A 15,593-nucleotide genomic window follows, 5' to 3' on the forward strand; every position below is an offset into this window, starting at 1 on the left:
CCACGAGGCACGTCATGAAGAAGCCAACCCGTCGCGCTGCGGTAGCCGTCGGCGCCGCGGCGCCGGCCGAGCTCAGGCTCGCCGACGCGCCGATGAGCGACATCATCGATGCCCTTGCCGGCGGTCGGGCCACCGCCTCAGCACTGACCAAGGCCTATCTCGCGCGCATTGCGGCCTACGACCGCGGCGGGCCGATGCTGAATTCGGTCCGCGCGCTCAATCCCGATGCGCTGACGATCGCAGCCAAGCTCGACGACACCAAACCGTCGGCGAGGCGCCCGCTGGCCGGCGTGCCGATCCTGATCAAGGACAACATCGCAACCTCCGACAAGCAGCCGACGACGGCGGGCTCGCTGGCGCTGGAGGGCACGCGCGCCAGAGCTGATGCCACAATCGTCAAGTTGCTGCGAAAGGCCGGCGCGGTGATCCTGGGCAAGGCGAACCTGACCGAGTTCGCCAACATCCTCGCGGTCGACATGCCCTCGGGCTATTCCTCGCTCGGCGGACAGGTGAAGAACCCTTACGCGCCGGCGCTGATGGGCAAGCACGACATTCCGCTCGTGCAGCCGGGCGGCTCGAGTTCGGGTTCGGCGGTCGCCGTGGCGGCGGGTCTGTGCGCAGCCTCGATCGGTACCGAGACCTCGGGCTCGCTGCTGCACCCCGCCAGCCGGAACGGCCTGGTCACGGTCAAGCCGACCGTCGGCCTGATCAGCCGCGCCGGCATCGTGCCGATCGCGCACAGCCAGGACACCGCAGGACCGATGACGCGCACCGTGCGCGACGCCGCGATGCTGTTGAATGTGCTCGCAGCCAAGGACTTGCGCGACCCCGCGACGGAACGCCAGCGGCGGCCGGCCGACTACACCGCGGGCCTCGCACCTGATGCGATGAAGGGCGCGCGCATCGGCGTGCCGAGCGACCCCGACGACCCACTGAACGATTGCTACTACGGCAAATTGCCACCCGACGGGGCCAAGGTGATGACCGCCGTGGTCGAAGTGCTGGAGGATCTCGGCGCCGTCATCATGCGCGCAAATATGCCGACACGGGGCTGGATCGCCGGGCCGGGCACCAACATGGCCGTGCTCAACCGCAATCCGCTGAGCAGCAACAAGGGCAATCCGACCGGATCGCCGATCGTCTTCCTCTACGAGCTGAAGCACGGTCTCAATCTCTACCTCCAGGATTGGGCGACCAATACAGACATCAAGACCATGGCCGACATCATCGCCTTCAACGCGGCGCACGCGGAGAAAGCGCTGCGTTTCGGCCAGGACCTGTTCCTCGCCGCCGACCTCACCAAAGGCGATCTGAGCGAGCGCGAGTACAAGTCGGCACGTGCCATGGATCTGCTCGCGGCCAAGACGCGCGGCATGGATGCCTACATGAACCAGCACAAGCTCGATGCCGTCCTGTTCCCCGGCGCCATGGGCGCAGCAATTGCAGCCAAGGCCGGCTATCCCAGCGTCATGGTGCCCGCCGGCTTCGTCTCCGGGGCCGATGGCAAGGACACGCCCGATTATCCGCTCGGCGTCAGCTTCGCAGGTCCCGCCTGGACCGAGCACAAGCTGTTGCGTCTCGCCTATGCCTATGAGCAGGCCTCGAACATGCGCAAAGCCCCACCCGGCCTGGCGGCGCTGTAGTCGCTAGACCTGCGTTTCCGACTTCGGCTCCGGGCCGCTTCGCCCCAGGCGCGGCTCCGTCCCCGCCACCAGCCGTTGAAGGTTGGCACGGTGGCGAACGATCACGTAGATGGCGCCTGCGATCACCAGCAGCCGATAGGGCAGCGGGTGATCAAAACCGCAGACGAGGACGATGGCCGTCAATGCCGCGAGCATCGAGCTCAGGGAAACGATGCGGGCGATAGCCAGCACGATGCCAAACACCGCCGCCGCACCCAGTCCCACCGGCCACGACATCGCCAGCAACACGCCGAGCCCGGTCGCAGCCGATTTGCCGCCGGTAAAATTCAGCCAGATCGAGCGGCCATGTCCGAGCAGCGCGGCAATGCCGGCAAGGCACACCGCCCATGGCACCCATGCTTGCAGATCAGCCGCTGTCGGCGGCGCCGGCGATAATTCGCCAGCGAGCCAGGGGCAGACCCAGCGGGCCACGAGAATCGCCGCCGCGCCCTTCAGCACATCGGCGATCAGCACCACCAAGGCAGGCCATTTGCCCAGCGTCCGCAAGACATTCGTGGCGCCGGTGGACCTGGAGCCATGCTCGCGGATGTCGATTCCCCGAAGCAGTTTTCCTGCCAGATAGCCCGAGGGTATCGAGCCAAGCAGATAGGCGATCATCAATCCGACGGCACCTGCGATCCAAAAAGCCATGTTTCTTGTGTCCAGCGTTCCGTGAACGGTGTTTTATCGCCGAGTTCGTTCGACCGCCATGGGCCAGCGGTGTCTCTCCGCCGCTCGTATGGCATTCAGCGTCTGCCCACAATGAAGGCTCTTCCAGCGCCCGCAACGCCGCAAAATGGCCGTACACAGAACGGCATCCTTGCACGGGTCGTGGGCAACGGTGGGGGGAGCCTGGCATGCGGACATGGATCGGCGTCGTTGCAGCGGCGTGTGCCGTTGCCTTGAGTCCCGTTGCATTCGGAGCCGAACCCGCATCCGGTTGCGGCATTCCGCAGGACATCCATGACGGATGGGCGATGACCTCGCCGGACAAGCAGGGGCTGAACGCGGCACTGCTTTGCACGATGGAAGAGGGCATCAGCCTCGGCAAGCTCGCCAATGTCGACGACATCGTCGTCGTCAGGCACGGCGTGCTCGTCTACGAGCGTTACTATGATTATCCTCATCAACTCAATTACGACGCGACGACACGGCACAACGGCTATTCCATGACCAAGAGCGTCGTCTCGCTGCTGGTCGGCATCGCCATGGATCGCGGCATGATCCGGGATCTGGACGCTCCGATCGTGTCGTATCTTCCCGATGACGCCGGGCTCCGAGAGTCCGACAAGGATCGCATCACGCTGCGCCATCTCCTGACGATGTCGGCGGGATTGGGCTTCGACAGGACGCCCGGTGTCTCGTTCGCATACAACAACAGGGAGACGGAGCTGATCGGCGCGATCCTGACAAGGGTTACCGGGAAGCCGGTCGATGTGCTGGCGCAGGAGAATATCTTCGCACCGCTCGGGATCGAAGATGTCGCGTGGTACAAGGACCCGGTGAGCGGCCTTCCAACGTCGGCATCCGGGCTGAGCCTGCGTCCGCGCGACTGGGCGAAAATCGGCCAGCTTGTTCTCAACCGTGGCGCCTGGGACGGCAGGCAGATCGTTTCGGCGTCCTGGGCGGATCAATCGACGGCGGAGCACATCAAGACCAGGGAGCCGCAATCCTACGGCTATCAATGGTGGCTTGGTCGATCGCAGGACGGCAGCAGCGTCGTCGACTGGATCGCCGCCAAGGGCTTCAACTCGCAGAAGACCATCATCATCCCCGCGCTCGACATGGTCGTCGTCTTCAACGCCGGGCGGGAATCCAAGAACATGGTCGCGCCCGAACTGGACCTGCTGGATCGCTACATCGTGCCCGCGACGTCAAGGGACTGATATCCTTGACGGCCGGTTCATCGACCGCTGGTCACGCGATATCCTGATCGCACTTGTCTGCATTTTTTGACGCATTGACGGCTCGGGCTTGTCGGCATCGACTGGTCTCGACCGTCCTTGGGTGGACCTGTCCCGCACGTGCTGTAGATGGACCCTGCACATGTGACGTGATGTCGCCACCTCGAGCCGTCGAAATCGACCAGGAGCAATACCCATGAGGATCACCGTCGAAACCAGCGTAGCCGCCCCGATCGATCAGGTCTGGCATGCGTATACGACGCCTGCCGACATCGTGAAGTGGAACGCCGCGTCGGACGACTGGCACACGACCAAGGCTGCGGTCGACCTGCGGGAGGGCGGCGTCTTCTCGTCCCGCATGGAGGCCAAGGACGGCAGCATGGGCTTTGACTTCGCCGGTACCTACACCAAGATCGTCGAACGCGAGCGGATCGAATACGCATTCGGCGATCGCAAGGCCGAGGTCGAATTCGTGCCCGGGGCGAACGGCATCGTCGTCCGCGTCGCCTTCGATGGCGAAACAACGCACTCTGTCGAGCAGCAGCAAGGCGGCTGGCAGGCGATCCTCGACAATTTTGCACGCTACGTCGAGGCGAAGCAGAAGACGTCGTGAGGGCGTCGCGCGGGCCCCGATCGGCGGGCCCGCGCCGCAACCGCGGTGGCGCCAGGCGCGATGCCTGATGCATTTGCCGGTCAGGGACGCTACCATAGGCACCATGACCGACGACAGAACGACCGAGAACAAGGTGAAACGACGGCTGACCACCGTCCTGTGCGCCGATGCGTTCGGCTATTCTCGTCTCATGGAAGCCGACGAGGCGGGAACGTTGGAGACGCTGCGTCGCTACCGCACGGCCATTGCCGGATTGGTGGAGCGCCATGACGGCCGGATCGTGAATACCTGGGGCGATGCCGTGATCGCCGAGTTCGCCAGCGTGGTCGAGGCGGTGCAATGTGCGGTGGAGATTCAGCAGGAAATTTCCAGCCAGGCATCGAACCCGCCCGACACGCCCTCGATGCGATTTCGCATCGGCATCAATCTCGGGGATGTGATGGTGGACGGGACCGACATCTTCGGCGACGGGGTCAATATCGCGGCCCGGTTGCAGGAGCTTGCCGAACCCGGCGGCGTCGTGATCTCCGCGTCAGTCTACGATCAGGTGCGCAACAAATTATCCGTTGGCTTCGACTGCCTCGGCCAGCGCCCCATGAAGAACGTCGCTCCCGTGACCAGCTATCGCGTGACCATGGACGGCCGAGCCGCTCAGGGACACAGCTCCGCGGTTGACGGCAGCCTCGCGCCGCAGGGGGACGCAGTTGCAGCCTCGGAAACTGACGCTCGACGGATTCAGGACAGACACGAGCCGTCCACCTGGATGGACTTCGTCTCGGACCGGCTGGCGAGCCTGCCGCGGCCGGTTGTTGCGGCCCTCACGGTCTCGGGCTTTCTGATTCTGATCAATCTCTTCACCGGCATGCACAAGATCTGGTTCCACTGGCCGGTGGCAGTGATCCTCTTCGGCGTCATCCTGCGGACAGCGCTCGGGCACAGGCCTGCGTCCGGGAGGCGCGAGCGCCGAGCGGATCGGGAGTGAGACGGCAGACGAGGCCGAGGCCGAGACCGCAGCATCTGCCGGGGCCATGAGCTGACATTGGCAGCAAGCCTGGGCTACGTCCGCTTTGGGGCCAGAAGCGGTCCCTCGCCAGGAGGCACCGGACGGAATACCACGAGCGCAATGGCAGTCGGGAAAGGGAACCTGATGACACTTCATGCGCACGAGCAAACTGGCGGTTGAACTCTGCCTATCCTCATGCGTTAATATGGCATCACCGGCTAAGGTCCGTAGGCGTCGGTGGCTGAGAGAGCTTTAATGCGCTCCCGCCTCATGGAAGGGAGCGCATCATGCCACATCGCAAGCTGATCGCGCGTTTGCAGGCGGTGGTTGGTCTCTCTGAGCAAGATCAAGCTAAGCTCGCGCGCATGCCGTACAAGCTCAAGAATCTGGACAACGGTGCTTTTGTGGCGCGTCAAGGCGAACGCCCAAGGAGTTCGACCGTCGTAATGTCTGGGTTTCTGTGTCGCCAGAAGGTGATCTCCGACCGAAACCAAATCTCATCGTTCTATCTGGCTGGCGATATGCCGGATTTGCACACCTTGCACCTGCCGGTTATGGATCATGAACTTTGCAGTGTCGGCAGCTCGACGATAGCGTCTGTATCTCACGACTACCTCAGAGAAGTGATGGATGCATCTCCGAGGATTATGCATGCCTTCTGGCGCGAGACGCTGATCCATGGCGCGATCTATCGCGAATGGGTTGAAAATCTCGGAGGGCGCCAAGCCATAGGCAGGATCGCGCATCTCCTTTGCGAGCTTGCCACCCGGCTGGAGCTGATCGGGCTCCTCGACAATGGGAGCTTCCATCTTCCCTTTACCCAACAAAACATTGCCGATGCATGCGGATTATCGGCAGTCCACGTGAACAGGACCCTTCAACAACTCAGAAGCGAGCACCTTGTTGAGTGGCAGCATCACACGGTTCGGCTGCTTGACCGGACTGCGCTGGAGGACGTGGCCGAGTTCGATCGTGCTTATCTTCACACCTTGGAAAGCGTTCGCTCGTCGATTTCTACCTAGGCATGTCGGCGGCGCGAAACGAATTTCCTCGCGCAAACGGACGATTGTTTGAGTGCTTCTAGGCTTCATCGCTAGTGGCGAGGCGGGCTTACTCCTCTAGCTTCGCACTGACCCGGATCTTGAAGATTAGTCTTCCCTCTGCATCAACGACCTCCAAAAACCATTCTTCGCCAGGCCGGAGCTTTCCGTCGACGTCCCGGAAAAGATCAGCGGCGAAATGGGTCGCTTCCTTCCATGCGGCTTCGTCGTCCGTAAACTCTCCGGCTATGGGCGGGTCGTTTGGTTCGAGGTTGCGAACGCTGAAGACATACTGCGGCATCAGCTAAAAATGCTGAGTGCAGCGCAAGCGTTCCTAATCGGAAAGCCGCTTGTTTCCAGCTCGCGATCGAGCGTGTTGCGGCTTTCCTGCAGGACCCGCTGACTGCGCTCGACGAGTTCCCGGCTTACTTCAACCAAGGCACGCGTTTGCCCAAGGGTGCGCGGCAGGTCCGCGAGTTCCCTGGGCTTCTTGCGTGAGCGGTGTGGCCGCCGATCATCCGCGATGGCAGAATCTGCGGCAAACGGGTTCCGCGACACTCTCTTGGAGGGCGCGAGAACGAGAGGCGACCAGGTTCAGTTCGCTTCCAGAAGGTGCCCTCAAGGATGGCAGACATTGGCCTCGCGATAATCGTCCTTGCTGATGAGGTCGCGCGAGAGGCGCAGTTCCGACATTCAGATTTGCAGCGAAGACCTGTTATTCCCCTCGTAGCGCAGGCGTGATGCCACCGTTGCGAAGTCTTTCGAAGCTCTATCAGACTGGCGCGTTGCGGCCGATCAGGCCGAAGGCGATCATCACGAGGCTGATAGCGCCGACGGCGCCGGAGACCCCTCCGACCGTCCGCATCAGGGCGACGGGATCATTGGACCACAGCGTCATGTCGCGCATCGACAGGCAGAACAGCACGGCGATAGCGGCCTTCAGCGTCTTCGTCTACGATCCGGTCGAGCCAATTCTTGAAAGGCACCAGGATGCAAACCATTGGCCTGATTGGCGGCATGAGCTGGGAGAGCACCGCGCTCTACTACAAGCTCATCAACGAGCGAATCCGCGACCGCATGGGAAAGCTGCATTCGGCGCCGCTGTTGATCTATTCCTACGATTTTCAGGAGATCAAGGAGATGCAATACGCCGGCCGCTGGACGGAGGCGGCGGCGAGCCTCGCCGAGATCGCGCAGCGCCTCGAAAGCGCCGGCGCGTGCGCCATCGTGCTGTGCACCAACACGATGCATAAGCTGGCGCCCGATATCGTGTCGAAGCTGACCATTCCTTTCATTCACATCGGCGACGCAACGGCAGAGCGCATTCGGGCCAGAGGATATCGGCGGGTCGGGCTCCTCGGCACCATCTTCACGATGGAGGAAGATTTCTACATCGACCGGCTGCGCGCGCATGATCTCGATGTCCGCATTCCCACCGCCGACGAGCGCGCTGACGTGAACCGCATCATCTACGACGAGCTGTGCCTCGGGATCGTCACCGAGGCCTCGCGTCGCCGCTATCAGGGTGTGATGGCCGCGCTGGTCGGGCGCGGCGCGGAGTGCATCATTCTCGGCTGCACCGAGATCACGATGCTGGTCGGTGCTGCCGATACATCGGTCGAGACGTTCGACACCACGGCCATTCACGCGGAGGCCGCGGCGGACTTTGCGATTGGGTGAAAGTGGTGTGGCTGGGTCTGGCGCTTGGTTCAATTCGCCAATACCCCGAACCCGATCTCGTCAGGGAAGGCGCCGACATCCTGGACGAATTCGGCCCAAAGTGGACAAACTCTTGCGTTACCAGCGCTCCGGCATCGTAACCGAGCGTCGATTCCAGGTGGTTCGACCATGCTCCGACTCCCTCCGCCGATTTGGACGTCGATCTACTTGGTCTTGTGCGCGGTGCTCAGTTGGTTGCTCGGCTGGCCGGCGCTTCTGGGCTTCCCGCTTCCGCTGCTGGGAATAGTTTTGGTCGCCTTGGCGTTCGGTCCGCCAGTCTGGGCTTTCGTTCTGTTCCGGCGTGAGGATACCGAGATCCAACCAACGTCGCCGACCAATCGCAAGCTGGTTACCAGCGGCCCCTACCAGTTCACGCGCAACCCGATGTATCTGGGCCTCGTGATTCTCGCTCTCGGCATCGCGATATGGGTCGGCGCCTGGCCCATGTTTATCGCGCCTGTCGCAGTGTTCGCGACGGCCAATTGGGTTCATATCCCGTTCGAGGAAGCCAAGATGCAGCGCCAATTCCAAGCGGAATATGACGACTACGTCGCGCGCGTGCGGCGCTGGGTGTGAGAGCAAGTGCCCGGGATCCGTCGTTCAGATGCAGCAAGCCAGGGGCTTATACGGTCTTGGCCGGCTTCGTCTCCGTGCTCTGAAATGAACTAACTTTACGTCGTCCTGCCTGCCGGCCACACACGCTGCCATGATGACATCATGCCCCTGTTTTGCCCGACGAGTCAAACGATATTCGTAAAAATCGAAACAGCGTGGTGCCGACAAGGCGCCGGCTACTGTGCATGGGGTTGTTTCGCGGTTTTCGCTTGCCGGCCGCGGACAGGCTCGGCAATCGCCTCAGCTATCCACCTTCAGCGCGGCAATGAAGGCTTCCTGCGGGATGTCGACCTTGCCGAACTGCCGCATCTTCTTCTTGCCTTCCTTCTGCTTCTCCAGAAGTTTGCGCTTGCGCGTGATGTCGCCGCCGTAGCACTTCGCGGTGACGTCCTTGCGCAGCGCGCGCACCGTCTCGCGCGCGATCACCTTGCCGCCGATCGCCGCCTGGATCGGGATCTGGAACATGTGCGGCGGGATCAGCTCTTTCATCTTCTCGACCATGGCGCGGCCGCGCCCTTCCGCGCGGGTGCGATGCACCAGCATCGACAGCGCGTCGACCGGCTCGTTGTTGACGAGGATCTGCATCTTGACGAGATCGGCCGGCTTGTAGTCGGTGAGATGGTAGTCGAACGAGGCGTAGCCTTTTGAAACCGACTTCAGCCGATCGTAGAAATCGAACACGACCTCGTTGAGCGGCAGATCGTATTTCACCATCGCGCGCGAGCCGACATAGGTCAGCTCCTTCTGCGAACCGCGGCGGTCCTGGCACAGCTTCAGCACGCTGCCGAGATATTCGTCGGGGGTGAGGATCGTCGCCTCGATCCAGGGCTCCTGGATCTCGGCGATCTTGACCACGTCGGGCATGTCGACGGGGTTGTGAATGGAGATTTCCTGGCCGTCGGTCAGAGCCATCTTGTAGATCACGCTCGGCGCGGTCGCGATCAAATTGAGATCGAACTCGCGCGACAGACGCTCCTGGATGATCTCCAGATGCAACAGCCCGAGGAAGCCGCAGCGGAAGCCGAAGCCGAGTGCGGCCGACGTTTCCATCTCGTAGGAGAAGCTGGCATCGTTGAGGCGCAGCTTGCCCATCGCCGCACGCAAGGTCTCGAAGTCGTCGGCGTCGGCGGGGAATAGGCCGCAGAACACCACCGGAATCGCCGGCTTGAAGCCCGGCAGCATTTCGGTCACCGGCTTCTTGTCGTCGGTGATGGTATCGCCGACGCGGGTGTCGGCGACCTCCTTGATCGCGGCGGTGATGAAGCCGATCTCGCCGGGGCCGAGCTCGTCGACCTGCGTCATCTTCGGCGTGAAGAAGCCGACGCGCTCGATGTCATAGGCCGCACCGGTGCCCATCATGCGGACCCGGCTGCCCTTCTTCATGACGCCGTCGACGACACGGATCAGCACGACCACGCCGAGATAGACGTCGTACCAGCTGTCGACCAGCAGCGCCTTCAGCGTCGCATCGCGATCGCCCTTCGGCGGCGGCAGTCGGGTGACGATGGCTTCCAGCACATCGGGCACGCCGAGGCCGGTCTTGGCCGAGATCATCACCGCGTCGGAGGCGTCGATACCGATGACGTCCTCGATCTGCTGCCTGATCTTCTCCGGCTCTGCGGCCGGAAGGTCGACCTTGTTCAGGACCGGAACGATCTCATGGCCCGCGTCGAGCGCGTGGTAGACGTTGGCGAGCGTCTGCGCTTCGACACCCTGGCTGGCGTCGACCACCAGCAGGGAACCTTCGCACGCCGCCAGCGACCGCGAGACTTCGTAGGCGAAGTCGACATGGCCGGGCGTGTCCATCAGGTTGAAGATGTAATCCTCGCCGTCCTTGGCGCGGTAGGCGAGGCGGACCGTCTGCGCCTTGATGGTGATGCCGCGCTCGCGCTCGATGTCCATGGAATCGAGCACCTGCTCCTTGCCCGCCATTTCGCGGTCGGAGAGGCCGCCGGTCATCTGGATCAGGCGGTCGGCCAGCGTCGATTTGCCATGGTCGATATGGGCGACGATGGAGAAATTGCGGATGTTGGAAATGGGGACGGTCGTCATGGGCGCGGGATACCACTCACATCCCCGTGCGGCAACCATATTGCTGTATTTTCAGGGCCTTTCTTCACGCCAAGCTGATTCCACGATGGCTCAAAACGCGCTACGCAACGGCTATGTCAACGACCTCGATCCCCTCCGCCCCGGTGCGCGTAAAGATCCGGGTGAGCTTCAACCGCTTTCGGGCCTGGCTGGTTGCCTATGCGACCCGGCCTGAGGCTCGGCTTTGGCTGGTGATCCAGTTCGCCATCCTGCATGCGGTGATCTGGACCTTCATCCTGATCAATCTCAAGGCAGCGCAGGACGTTCACATGGACGTCGCAGAAGCCTGGGGCTGGGGCCAGAAATTCCTGTGGGGCTACGGTAAGCATCCGCCGCTGTCGGGCTGGATCGCCGGCGTCTGGTTCAAGGCGTTCCCGGCGACGGACTGGGCGACCTATGCGCTGGCCATGGCGACCGTCAGCGTCGGCATGGTGATCTGCTGGTTGCTCGCGCTGCGCGTGGTGGATCCCCGGCGCGCGTTCCTGGTCGTGGTGATGGTCGCGCTCTACCCGATCTTCAATTTCAAGGGCTTCAAGTACAACCCCGATTTGCTTCAGCTCGTCACGCTGCCGCTCGTCGTGCTCGCTTATCTCAACGCGTTCGAGAAACGGAGCTGGCAGTCCGGAATCTGGCTCGGGCTCGCCGGCGCGCTGGCGCTGATGACCAAATACTGGGTGCTGACCATGATCGGCGCCATCGGCCTTGCCGCGCTGATCCATCCCGAACGGATGAGATTCCTGCTGTCGCCGGCGCCGTGGGTTGCGATCGCGACGATGGTGGTGGCGATGATCCCGCACATCATCTGGCTCGCGGACGCGCATTTCGTGCCGCTGACCTATGCCGGCGACACCTACAGCATCGAGGATGCCGGCCTCGTGCATCAGCTCGTGTTCGGCTATGTCCTGCACAATGCTGCGCTGCTGGCGCTGCCGGTGGCGCTCGCTGGCCTCGCGATGGCGCTGGTGCCGCCGTGGGGCACACTGCTTGTCCGCGCGCCGCTGCGCATCGTCACGCGGGCCTGGGCGCGCGGTGCCAACGCCGGCGTCAACGTTTCCCAGGCACTGAACATCTGGATCATCCAGATCATCGTCGCAGCCGGGCCGCCGCTCGGCGCGCTCGCCTTCAGCATCTACATCAAGACCGATTGGGGCATCTCGCTGTTCTTCCTGGTGCCGCTCGCGCTGGTCGCGATCCCGGCGCTGCGGGTGCAGGGTGCCGCGCTGTTCAACATCACCGCGATCTGGCTCGTGCTCAGCGTCGCGACGCTCGCCGCTTCACCCTGGATCGCCGCGCGCGAGATGGCGATGAATTCGGACAACACGGCGACCTATGGCGCGCGCTCGGAGCTCGCGCGCGAACTGACCCAGGCCTGGCATTCGCGTTTCGCCTCGCGCTGGGCGATCGTCGCCGGCACCATGGAATCGATTCAGCCGATGGTGTTCTACAGCCCCGACCATCCGGTTGCGTTCATCCCGAACGAGGCCTGGAGTTCCGGACTGACGTCACTCGATGAGGTCAGGAAGGACGGCTTCATCGGCGTGTTCGATCCGACCGATGGTCGGCTGCCCGCGTTCGAAAAATGGGTCTCCGAGATTGCGCCGAACGCCGAGCGTATGGTGATGACGACGCGCCGCTTCACCCACGGCAAGGCCGGCCCGTCGATGACCTGGAACGTCTATATCGCCCCGCCGGCGAAGTGACCGTGGAGGCTAGACCCCTTCCTCGTTGAACTTGCTTTCAACGAGGTCGGTGATCGCGGCAAGCGCGGCTTCTGCATCACTGCCGGCAGCCGCCACCGTGATTGTCGTGCCCGGTCCTGCCGCGAGCATCATCAGGCCCATGATCGAAGTGCCGCCGACGGTCTCGCCGCCGCGCGTCACCCACACCTGCGCGTCGAAGCGCTCGACCGCCTGGACGAATTTCGCCGACGCCCGGGCGTGCAGGCCGCGCTTGTTGATGATCAGGAGCTCTTTGGAGATCGCGCCCGCGGGCACACCTGTCCCCGCTTGTGGCGCGTCGTCGCTCATTTGCCGGCGAGCACGCGACTGGCGATGGTGACGTATTTGCGGCCGGCTTCCTGGGCCATCGCGATCGCGTCGGGCAGCGGACGCTCCTCCCGGACCTTGGCGAGCTTGACCAGCATGGGAAGGTTGATGCCTGCGAGCACTTCGACCTTCGGCCGGCTCATGCAGGATATCGCCAGGTTGGATGGCGTGCCGCCGAACATGTCGGTGAGGATCGCGACCCCATCGCCGGAATCGACGCGGTTAACCGCCTCGATGATGTCGCTTCGGCAGAGATCGGAATCATCTTCGGCGCCGATCGTGATCGCTTCGATTTGCTTTTGTGGGCCCATGACATGTTCAAGCGCTGCCTTGAATTCGTCGGCAAGGCGCCCGTGGGTCACAAGTACTAGACCAATCATCGGAAAACTCCCGCGGGCGCTTTTGGTGCACCGCACGAACGCGCCACTTTGACCATCCAGAGCCCCCGCGCAAGGGGGGATGTTGCGTATCTCCCTGAATCTAGACGGATGGATAAGGGGAGCTGCGCCGGTCTACTCGGTCGCGAGTGTGGGGTTCATATGGTTACCATTTCCCTTCAAACAATCGCTTCGAAGGTTAGGCGGAGGTTAACTCTTGGTAGTGGTCAAGGCCGCGACAACCAAGGGGAGGGGCGAATCTCCGCGACTGACCGGGATTCGCGGTATTTCGACACCTAAAATGGTGGTTTTCAGCGATTCCGGCAGTGGCAGGCGTTTGGCGTCGTCGGCGTCCAGATCGACCACGAGACCGACCGTCGCATGCTCCACGAAGTCGCAGCGGCGGATTCCCAGTCCCCGGATTTCGATCAGCCCAGCTAGAACGGGGGCGGGACGAACCACAATTTCATCGCCAAGTGTCGCCAGATGGACACGGTCGTCGCCGACCAGGACGGCGCGTTCGACTACGCCTGAGCGCCCCGCCATGATCAAATCGAAGGCAAGGCGCGACTTGCCGGCACCCGAGGGCCCACGGATCAGCACCGCAAGGGACCCGACCTTGACCGCGGAGGCGTGAACACTCGGCCCGGCTTCGTTCAAGCTGCCTTGGCTCATAGCGCCGGCAGCCTCACCACGAAGCGCGCGCCGGCAACCGTCGGCGCCCCGTCCTCGTCGGCGGGGCCGGCGCGATTCTCCGCCCAGATGCGCCCGCCATGGGCGTCGACGATCTGCTTGGAGATCGACAGGCCGAGGCCGGAATTCTGGCCGAAGCCCTGATGCGGCCGGTCGGTGTAGAAGCGCTCGAAGACGCGCTCCAGCGCGTCGTCGCGGATGCCGGGGCCGTCGTCGTCGACCACGATCTCGATCTCGCCGCGGACGCGTCGGCAGCTCAGGCGCACCTTGCTGCCGGCTTCCGAGAAGGACTGCGCGTTGGAGAGCAGGTTCGAGACCACCTGCCCGAGTCGTGAATCGTGGCCGGTGACTGCGAACGTGTCGCTGCCACCGCGGCCCTCGAAGCGTGCTTCGACCGCGACATCGTGGCCGAGCTTGGTTTCATTGGCGACCGCGACCAGCGTGCCCAGGAGCCGCTTGAGATCGACCGGGATCGCATCTTGCCGCTGCAATTCGGCATCGAGCCGGCTCGCATCCGAGATGTCCGAGATCAGTCGGTCGAGCCGCTTGACGTCGTGCTCGATCACTTCGAGCAGGCGGGCGCGGCTGTTCTCGTTGCGCGCCAGCGGCAACGTCTCGACCGCGGAGCGCAGCGAAGTCAGTGGATTCTTGAGCTCATGAGAGACGTCGGCGGCGAACATTTCGATCGCCTCGATGCGGCTATAGAGCGCGTTGGTCATGTCGCGCAGTGCGCCGGAGAGGTGGCCGATCTCGTCGCGGCGGCGCGTGAAGTCGGGAATCTCGACGCGGGTCTTGATGCGGCGGCGAACGCGCTCGGCGCTGTCGGCGAGCCGGCGGACGGGACCTGCGATCGTGCTTGCGAGCAGCAGCGACAGCATGATCATGACCGCGGCAGCAACGCCACCGACTTTCAGGATCGCGAGGCGTTCGGCTGTGACCATTTGATCGATTTCGTCGCCCTGGGTCGACAGCATCAGTGCGCCGCGGATGGCGCGCGAGCGCAGCACGGGGACGGCCACGGAGACGATCACTTCGCCGCGCGCATTGACCCGCACCATCGAGCGCTTCTCGCCCCGGAGCGCGTCGGCGACTTCCACATAGCCATTGCCGTTCTCGCGGCCGAGTTCGCGATACAGCGGCAAGTCGCCACGGTTGATCCAGAGGCGTACCGCGATCGTCCCACGTTCGACCAGGTTGAGTTTTCCCGACGGCGGCGGCAATGGCAGGGTTCGCACGACGTCGAGGTCACGACTGTCGAGCAGCACCGAACCGCTGGGATCGAAAATCCGCGCCCGGGTCTTGGTTGGCGAGATCAGCGTGCGCAACACCGGCGCCACGCGTTCGGGATTGATCGGAAAATCCAGCGAATCGTCCGTCCCGCCGTAGCTCTCACCCAGTTTCAGGTCGAGCAGCCGTTCGGGGTCGACGGTGATTGCATTGGTCTGCACCGTCGCCGAGGCGCCGATGGCGCCGGCGATGATTTCGGCCTGCACCAGCAGGCTTTGCGCGCGCGCGTCGATCAGGCCGGCGCGGAATTGCGACAGATACAGGATGCTCGCGACCAGGGCGACGAGGCCTGCGAGGTTGAGCGAGACGATGCGGCGGGTCAGGCTGGAGAAGGACAGCGCGAAGAAGAACTGCCCGGCGCGCTTGAGCCAGTTCAGTGGCGGCCACCCCCGCGAAGCAGGCCTGTCCTCTGCGACGTGCTCCGGGACGCCGTTGGATGCGATATCCCCGGCGTTCTGGTTCTCGTCAGGCTGCGTTCGGTCAAGCAATGCTTACGCCCGCGTTAGGACATCTCGTACGAAAGG

At 63.3% G+C, this 15,593-nt stretch carries 16 protein-coding genes; 8 read left to right on the forward strand and 8 right to left on the reverse strand.

The window, feature by feature from the left end; all coding sequences use genetic code 11:
* Nucleotides 1-14: 14 nt before the first annotated feature.
* On the forward strand, nt 15-1,643 hold the full coding sequence (locus JJE66_RS12930; RefSeq protein WP_200514635.1) for an amidase family protein: 1,629 nt from the start codon (nt 15-17) through the stop codon (nt 1,641-1,643).
* A 3-nt stretch (nt 1,644-1,646) separates the two neighbouring features.
* On the opposite strand, the gene plsY is transcribed toward JJE66_RS12930, so the two are convergent.
* Nucleotides 1,647-2,333: a glycerol-3-phosphate 1-O-acyltransferase PlsY gene (gene plsY, locus JJE66_RS12935; RefSeq protein ID WP_200514636.1), complete on the reverse strand. Its 687-nt coding sequence runs from the start codon at nt 2,331-2,333 to the stop codon at nt 1,647-1,649.
* 206 nt (nt 2,334-2,539) lie between these two features.
* Here plsY and JJE66_RS12940 point away from each other — a divergent pair, with 206 nt between their 5' ends.
* From JJE66_RS12940 to JJE66_RS12955, 4 genes are all read left to right on the forward strand, one after another.
* A complete protein-coding gene (locus JJE66_RS12940) occupies nt 2,540-3,568 on the forward strand; it encodes a serine hydrolase (RefSeq protein WP_200514637.1) in 1,029 nt (342 codons plus the stop codon).
* Nucleotides 3,569-3,782: 214 nt separating this feature from the next.
* Complete coding sequence (locus JJE66_RS12945; protein ID WP_200514638.1) at nt 3,783-4,199, forward strand: SRPBCC family protein; 417 nt, start codon at nt 3,783-3,785, stop codon at nt 4,197-4,199.
* A gap of 103 nt (nt 4,200-4,302) precedes the next feature.
* On the forward strand, nt 4,303-5,181 hold the full coding sequence (locus tag JJE66_RS12950) for an adenylate/guanylate cyclase domain-containing protein (RefSeq protein WP_246756170.1): 879 nt from the start codon (nt 4,303-4,305) through the stop codon (nt 5,179-5,181).
* A 308-nt stretch (nt 5,182-5,489) separates the two neighbouring features.
* A complete protein-coding gene (locus JJE66_RS12955; protein WP_200514640.1) occupies nt 5,490-6,224 on the forward strand; it encodes a Crp/Fnr family transcriptional regulator in 735 nt (244 codons plus the stop codon).
* Between the two features lie 88 nt (nt 6,225-6,312).
* Here JJE66_RS12955 and JJE66_RS12960 read toward each other — a convergent pair whose 3' ends face one another.
* Nucleotides 6,313-6,543 carry a DUF6894 family protein gene (locus JJE66_RS12960; RefSeq protein WP_200514641.1) on the reverse strand — a complete coding sequence of 77 codons (231 nt, stop codon included), beginning with the start codon at nt 6,541-6,543 and terminating at the stop codon, nt 6,313-6,315.
* A gap of 471 nt (nt 6,544-7,014) precedes the next feature.
* Complete coding sequence (locus JJE66_RS38445; protein ID WP_283818458.1) at nt 7,015-7,140, reverse strand: hypothetical protein; 126 nt, start codon at nt 7,138-7,140, stop codon at nt 7,015-7,017.
* A 92-nt stretch (nt 7,141-7,232) separates the two neighbouring features.
* Here JJE66_RS38445 and JJE66_RS12965 point away from each other — a divergent pair, with 92 nt between their 5' ends.
* Nucleotides 7,233-7,922, forward strand: coding sequence for an aspartate/glutamate racemase family protein (locus JJE66_RS12965; protein WP_200514642.1), 690 nt, complete (start codon nt 7,233-7,235; stop codon nt 7,920-7,922).
* 168 nt (nt 7,923-8,090) lie between these two features.
* On the forward strand, nt 8,091-8,537 hold the full coding sequence (locus JJE66_RS12970; protein ID WP_200514643.1) for an isoprenylcysteine carboxylmethyltransferase family protein: 447 nt from the start codon (nt 8,091-8,093) through the stop codon (nt 8,535-8,537).
* A gap of 279 nt (nt 8,538-8,816) precedes the next feature.
* Here JJE66_RS12970 and lepA read toward each other — a convergent pair whose 3' ends face one another.
* The gene (lepA, locus tag JJE66_RS12975) at nt 8,817-10,628 is read right to left on the reverse strand and encodes a translation elongation factor 4 (protein WP_200514644.1); all 1,812 of its coding nucleotides are present in this window, start codon (nt 10,626-10,628) and stop codon (nt 8,817-8,819) included.
* Between the two features lie 113 nt (nt 10,629-10,741).
* Between lepA and JJE66_RS12980 the strand changes: the two genes are divergently transcribed.
* Nucleotides 10,742-12,367, forward strand: coding sequence for a glycosyltransferase family 39 protein (locus JJE66_RS12980; protein WP_200514645.1), 1,626 nt, complete (start codon nt 10,742-10,744; stop codon nt 12,365-12,367).
* Nucleotides 12,368-12,376: 9 nt separating this feature from the next.
* Here JJE66_RS12980 and JJE66_RS12985 read toward each other — a convergent pair whose 3' ends face one another.
* The 4 genes from JJE66_RS12985 to JJE66_RS13000 all read right to left on the reverse strand — a co-directional run bounded on the left by JJE66_RS12985 (nt 12,377) and on the right by JJE66_RS13000 (nt 15,557).
* The gene (locus JJE66_RS12985) at nt 12,377-12,694 is read right to left on the reverse strand and encodes an HPr family phosphocarrier protein (RefSeq protein WP_200514646.1); all 318 of its coding nucleotides are present in this window, start codon (nt 12,692-12,694) and stop codon (nt 12,377-12,379) included.
* Nucleotides 12,691-13,092, reverse strand: a complete 402-nt coding sequence (locus JJE66_RS12990) for a PTS sugar transporter subunit IIA (protein WP_007597752.1) — start codon at nt 13,090-13,092, stop codon at nt 12,691-12,693. The genes JJE66_RS12985 and JJE66_RS12990 overlap by 4 nt, the downstream gene beginning before the upstream one ends.
* 207 nt (nt 13,093-13,299) lie before the next feature.
* Nucleotides 13,300-13,749, reverse strand: a complete 450-nt coding sequence (locus JJE66_RS12995) for an HPr kinase/phosphorylase (RefSeq protein ID WP_200514647.1) — start codon at nt 13,747-13,749, stop codon at nt 13,300-13,302.
* A gap of 11 nt (nt 13,750-13,760) precedes the next feature.
* A complete protein-coding gene (locus JJE66_RS13000; protein WP_200514648.1) occupies nt 13,761-15,557 on the reverse strand; it encodes a sensor histidine kinase in 1,797 nt (598 codons plus the stop codon).
* Nucleotides 15,558-15,593: the final 36 nt, after the last annotated feature.

It is taken from the genome of Bradyrhizobium diazoefficiens, assembly GCF_016612535.1.
In the GTDB taxonomy this organism is placed as follows: domain Bacteria; phylum Pseudomonadota; class Alphaproteobacteria; order Rhizobiales; family Xanthobacteraceae; genus Bradyrhizobium; species Bradyrhizobium diazoefficiens_C.